We start from the raw sequence: 4,757 nt of genomic DNA, 5'->3' as shown, positions 1-4,757 counted from the left end.
CTGTTCGCCCTTCATCTTCCCAACCCTGATCGGGTGACGGCTGATTACGCGGTTCTCGCGGAGCTATCACGCGGCCTCAGTGGAGGGGACATTCTGAATGTGTGCGTGAACGCGATTCATGCGGGCAGCACGGATGCTGATCCGGCAAAGTGGCAGGTGACGCAGGGGATGCTGCAGCGGGAGATTGCGAAGGTGAGGAAGGCGAAGGCCGAGCACTCGGGGGAGAAGAGCAAGAACCGGAGGAGGATTGGGTTTCAGCCGAGTTGATCGGCGGAGAAATTGCTTTTCAAGGGGCCGGGCGAGTTGGCCGGGGCCGTGGCGCGGGGACGGGGTGTGAGGGGGTCTGACAAAGACAAAGCCGGTAAGCTCATCCGCGACTACTACACCACCCACCAATCCGATGCCGCCGCCGCTGGCGAACGCTTCACCAAATGGGACACCGACAAAGACGGCTTACTTTCCCGTGAGGAGTATCTGAAGCAGGGGAAGTGAGTCCTTGGCTGACCATCCTCATTCATAGGCTCTTCGTTCGATAGGCTTGCCGGTAGGCATTCGGCGTGCGCTGGTGCTTCTGGTGGAAGAATCGCGTGAGGCTCTTCGCATCGCCGAGGCCGCACTCGATGGCGACGGCTTGGATCTTCAAATCGGTATCTTCGAGCAATCGCTCCGCACAGGTGAGACGGCAGCGGATGAGTTCGTCGCGCAGTGAGTGACCGGTGGCGGCTTTGAAACCCGTTTGTAGCGCACGGACGGACATGGCGGCTTCGCGGGCTAATGCGCCGACCGCGAGTGGCTCGGCAAAGCCACGCCGGATGCGGCGCACGGTGGCGGCGATGCGTTTGTCCGTGCACACGAAGGCCGCGGTGCTGGTGCGATCGATGACGCCGTGCGGTGTAATGATCACGGGCGAAGCAGGTGCGGGGCTGCCGGACATCAATCGCTGGAGCAACTCGGCTGCGGCGTATCCCATGCCGCGCAGATTGCTGTCCACGGAAGTAAGCGGCACCGGTGAGAGATTCACATCAGGCTGATGATTGTCGCATCCGATGATGGCGACATCCTCCGGCACTCGCAGACCTGCATCGAGCGCGAGTCGGATGATTTGGGCTCCACAGCGATCATCCTCAGCCATGATGGCGCAGGGCTTGGGCAGAGCGTGCAGCTTTTTGGCTAGACGCAGTTCCCATTCCTTTTCGCTGATGCCTTTTCGCGATGTTTCGTGAGGGAAATCAAGCCTGGTCACCTCGCAGTCCGCGTCACCCATGGTGCGGAGAAAACCGTCGCGCACGGCGTTGCTGTCGGCAGCACTGAAACGGCGGTAAAAGGCAAAATGCGGACGCCCAAGTGTGAGCAGGTGCCGCGCACCGGTTTCGCCCAAAGCGGCGTAATCGGGAATCACGAGCGGATAGCGCACCTCGTCCCGAATCCGCAAAATTTGCACCACTGGACAACGAAAACGCGCGAGCCTCCGCGCCGTGTCGTCGTGCTCGATGGTGGCGATGATACCATCGGGCCGCACGCCTTCGGGGAAGCGCCCCGAGCGGCGCATCATCGCATTCAGCGCCCAACGCTGCTCGCGGGCAAAATCCACCACGCCTTCGAGCAGATGCTCGATGTAAGGATCGGTGATGAAAAGGATGCTCGGCACTTGCAGCATCATACCTCATTCATCATGGATCGCACGGCAAATGCTCACAGCCGTGCCGCGATGGCCGCCGCCAGCGCATCCGCAGCGGGCGGATGGAAACGGAAGAACAGCTCCGGCTCCACGAGTTCCAGTTCCATCATGGAAAGCTCGCCCGACTCATCCCGCACCGCATCCACGCGAGCATAGAGTGGCGACTGCGGACAAGCGGCGACTGCCGCCTCCGCAAAGGCAATCTCCTCCGCTGTCGGAGTGTGAGGATGCACCGTGCCGCCGTGATCATCCTGCACGCGGAAGTCGCCTGGCTTGGCGATCTTCCGCACCGCATGAGTGCAGCGACCACCGATCACCATCAGCGAAAGCTCCCCATGCGTCAGCACGCTGGCGAGGAACGGCTGGACCATCATCGACTCCACACGCAGCAGTTCCTGGAGCACCGATTCATGCGCCTCCAGGTTCGACGCGTTCAGCCGATAGGTATGCCTCGCTGCGCCCGAGACGGCCGGCTTCAGAATCGCCTCGTTCCATCCGCAGTCAGCGAACACCTCACGGAGTGACGTCGTTTCTCCGCGCTCGATGAACCGCGTTATCGGCACGTTCACCCCACGTTCTGCGAGGTCGCGCAGGTAGTGCTTGTCCAGATTCCAGCGCACCAGTTTCGGTGCATTGAAGAGCAGCATCCCGCCTTCGACACGATCCATCCAGGCTGAAAAATCTGCGAACCGTTCAAAGTAATCCCACGTGGAGCGAAACACCGCCGCACGAGCGCCACTCCAGTCAAAATCAGGATTCGACCACGCTACCCGCGCAGTGCGCAGCCCACGCGCCTCCAGTCCTGCCATCAAGAGCCTTTCCTCGCCGAGCAACTGCGCCTGATACCAGCGCGACTCGTCAGGTGTCTCGTAGCGTTCGTCGGTGAGGATGATGATATCGTGGTCTTCCATGAGCAATCTCAGTCTGCTTGCTGATGGTTCACAGGCAATCCTGCATTTAGACCTCTTCGCGCAGCTGAGAGGCAATAACCCGCACGCATACTTCAGCGCGTATTTACCTCCGTGATGCGCGAAGTTGCTGCATGAGCGCATCGCACGACTTACGGGGTCCGCTACGTTCTGTTTCTCATGCTTCGCTTCAAAACATCTTTCTTCCTCGCCGCCGTGCTGATGCTCGTCGCCTCTGCTTTGGCTGCCGAAGCAGTTGAGCAGGATGGCAAGTTTGTGGAGGTCGCCCAGCGTTTCCAAACTGGCTTCGGGCTGTCTGTGAAGCTCGCCAAGGTCGATGATCTGGTATTTGCCAAGAACCAAGTCGTGACCGTGCTGAAGCCAGAGCAACTCGACCATGCGCTACAGATCCTCACCTGGGTGGAAGCTGAGTTGAAGCGCTACCCGGCTGGATTCATCCAGAAGCACGGTTCCAAAAATCTCGTCTTGGCGAACGCCTACATCTCCAAGTCCGCCAAAGGCCCGGCGGTGACCTACTCGCCGACCTTCATTGCCGACAGAGGCAGTGATTCGATCCTTGTGACTGTGCCCACGACGATGACTCCTTCGGTCGAAGTCCTTGGTCGTGGTTACATCCACCGCACGCTTTTCAACGACTTGCTTGCGGACGTAACGTCTCCCGACTCACCGCTCACCCACGCCAAATGGAAAACACTGGAGTCCGATGACTCGAAGCTCGAAACCGAGAGCGCCAAACGACTCACCAAGACAAGCAACGCACGGGAGGGCCTCTACCAAGTGCTGTGGGATGCCTGGGAGTTCAACGAACTGCTCACGCTCGCCAAAACCGACGCCAAGCTGAAGCAGCGCATCGACCTCGTGAAGGCCTGGATGACGTCGCTCGACCCGCAGTTTAATGAAGCCTTCTGGTCCGTGCTTGCCACCATTCCCGAGCATCAGCGAACCATTTGTCTCAATGATCTGACCGGCACGCAAAGCAATGCCAAGATCAAGGCCGACCCCGAGATCCAAAGCGACATCAGCAAGCTGGAGAAGCAATGGGGCTTCAAAGTGTTGTGGGAGCCAGGTTCCCCCGCACCGCCCATGCCGGTGAAAGTGCGGCTCGAATACTCCTACTTCACCGACAAGAAGCTGAATGAGTTCAGAACGTTCATGCGCATGTGCCGCGAGCAGTTGGAGATCTATCCCGAGCAGATCACCAAGCGACTCAACGTCAAAAACCTCTACATGCTCGACACCTTCAATTTCCGAGGCGCAGGTGTCGCTGGACAAGGCATGAGCTGGCTGCCCCAGGTCTCGTTCGCTTATGGCCTCCGCACCTTTGATTCAGCGGTTGTTAAATCCATGGACTTCCTCCGCCGCACCATTCACCACGAAGTGCTGCACCTCATGGACCGAGCGTTTTCCAAAGAAGGCGGCCTGATCCACGGCTCCAATTGGGACAACCTCAACCAGGAAGGGTTTCGCTACAAAATCGGCAGCCTCGGTGCTCTGAACAGCCCCAGTCAATTGCGCTTTTATAGAGACAACACCCAGTGGCAGGGCTTTGCCGAACCCTACGGCATGAATATCGCCACCGATGACCGCGCCACGCTTTATGCCCGGCTCATGACCGCCCACGCCGCTGATGAAGGACGCGGTGATCAGCCCTTCCTCGAAAAACTCAAAACCGACAAAATCCTCAAAGCCAAAGCGGAACGCCTCATCGAGTTTTTCCGGCTCCTCAAACGCGATCTGGCCATTTCAGAGACGAGTCCGCTGTATTCGCAACTTGAAGCTGCGTGCTCTCCGCAATAGGATAAGTAGTGCTCCGAAGCACACGACATGACAACACCCATTTCTCGCCGCCGGTTTATCGCGAACACTATCGTCGTTGCAAGCGTGCCCTTCGCAGCTTCCGCCGCTGACGGCGATAATCTTGACATCAATGCTAGGAAATTGCTTTTGAGGGGGGCTCGAGTTGACCCTGGACGTGGCGCGGGGACGGGGTGTTACTGTGAGTGACGCCTCCATGCGCCGGGAACTGTTCGCCCTTCATCTTCCCAACCCTGATCGGGTGACGGCTGATTACGCGGTTCTCGCGGAGCTATCACGCGGCCTCAGTGGAGGGGACATTCTGAATGTGTGCGTGAACGCGATTCATGCGGGCA

Annotated in this window: 5 protein-coding genes; 3 read left to right on the top strand and 2 right to left on the bottom strand. The window is 59.0% G+C overall.

The genetic code is table 11. The features are described from left to right. Together AC6FTP_RS25530 and AC6FTP_RS25525 are read left to right on the top strand one after the other, a co-directional pair. A partial coding sequence (locus AC6FTP_RS25530; RefSeq protein WP_497209724.1) for a hypothetical protein occupies positions 1–267 on the top strand: 267 nt, incomplete at its 5' end. A gap of 66 nt (positions 268–333) precedes the next feature. Then, positions 334–492 carry an EF-hand domain-containing protein gene (locus AC6FTP_RS25525; protein ID WP_488266022.1) on the top strand — a complete coding sequence of 53 codons (159 nt, stop codon included), beginning with the start codon at positions 334–336 and terminating at the stop codon, positions 490–492. A gap of 22 nt (positions 493–514) precedes the next feature. Here the strand turns inward: AC6FTP_RS25525 and AC6FTP_RS25520 are convergent, their stop codons facing one another. Together AC6FTP_RS25520 and AC6FTP_RS25515 are read right to left on the bottom strand one after the other, a co-directional pair. Beyond that, positions 515–1,660, bottom strand: coding sequence for a substrate-binding domain-containing protein (locus AC6FTP_RS25520; RefSeq protein ID WP_497209723.1), 1,146 nt, complete (start codon positions 1,658–1,660; stop codon positions 515–517). Positions 1,661–1,692: 32 nt separating this feature from the next. After that, positions 1,693–2,589, bottom strand: coding sequence for an ATP-grasp domain-containing protein (locus AC6FTP_RS25515; RefSeq protein ID WP_488266020.1), 897 nt, complete (start codon positions 2,587–2,589; stop codon positions 1,693–1,695). A gap of 177 nt (positions 2,590–2,766) precedes the next feature. Between AC6FTP_RS25515 and AC6FTP_RS25510 the strand changes: the two genes are divergently transcribed. Further along, entirely contained in the window at positions 2,767–4,404 is a 1,638-nt protein-coding gene (locus AC6FTP_RS25510; RefSeq protein WP_497209722.1) for a zinc-binding metallopeptidase, read from the top strand. The last annotated feature ends 353 nt before the right edge of the window (positions 4,405–4,757 follow it).

The sequence above is a fragment of the Prosthecobacter sp. genome, from assembly GCF_044378005.1.
In the GTDB taxonomy this organism is placed as follows: Bacteria; Verrucomicrobiota; Verrucomicrobiia; order Verrucomicrobiales; family Verrucomicrobiaceae; genus Prosthecobacter.
Note: the sequence above shows the minus strand (reverse complement) of the source record. Positions and strands in the feature narration are given on the sequence as shown.

What these genes read in the sequence shown, in the direction of transcription:
- AC6FTP_RS25520 (WP_497209723.1), bottom strand. Translation starts at nt 1,660, where the DNA reads ATGATGCTGCAAGTGCCGAGCATCCTTTTCATCACCGATCCTTACATC.
- AC6FTP_RS25515 (WP_488266020.1), bottom strand. Translation starts at nt 2,589, where the DNA reads ATGGAAGACCACGATATCATCATCCTCACCGACGAACGCTACGAGACA.
- AC6FTP_RS25510 (WP_497209722.1), top strand. Translation starts at nt 2,767, where the DNA reads ATGCTTCGCTTCAAAACATCTTTCTTCCTCGCCGCCGTGCTGATGCTC.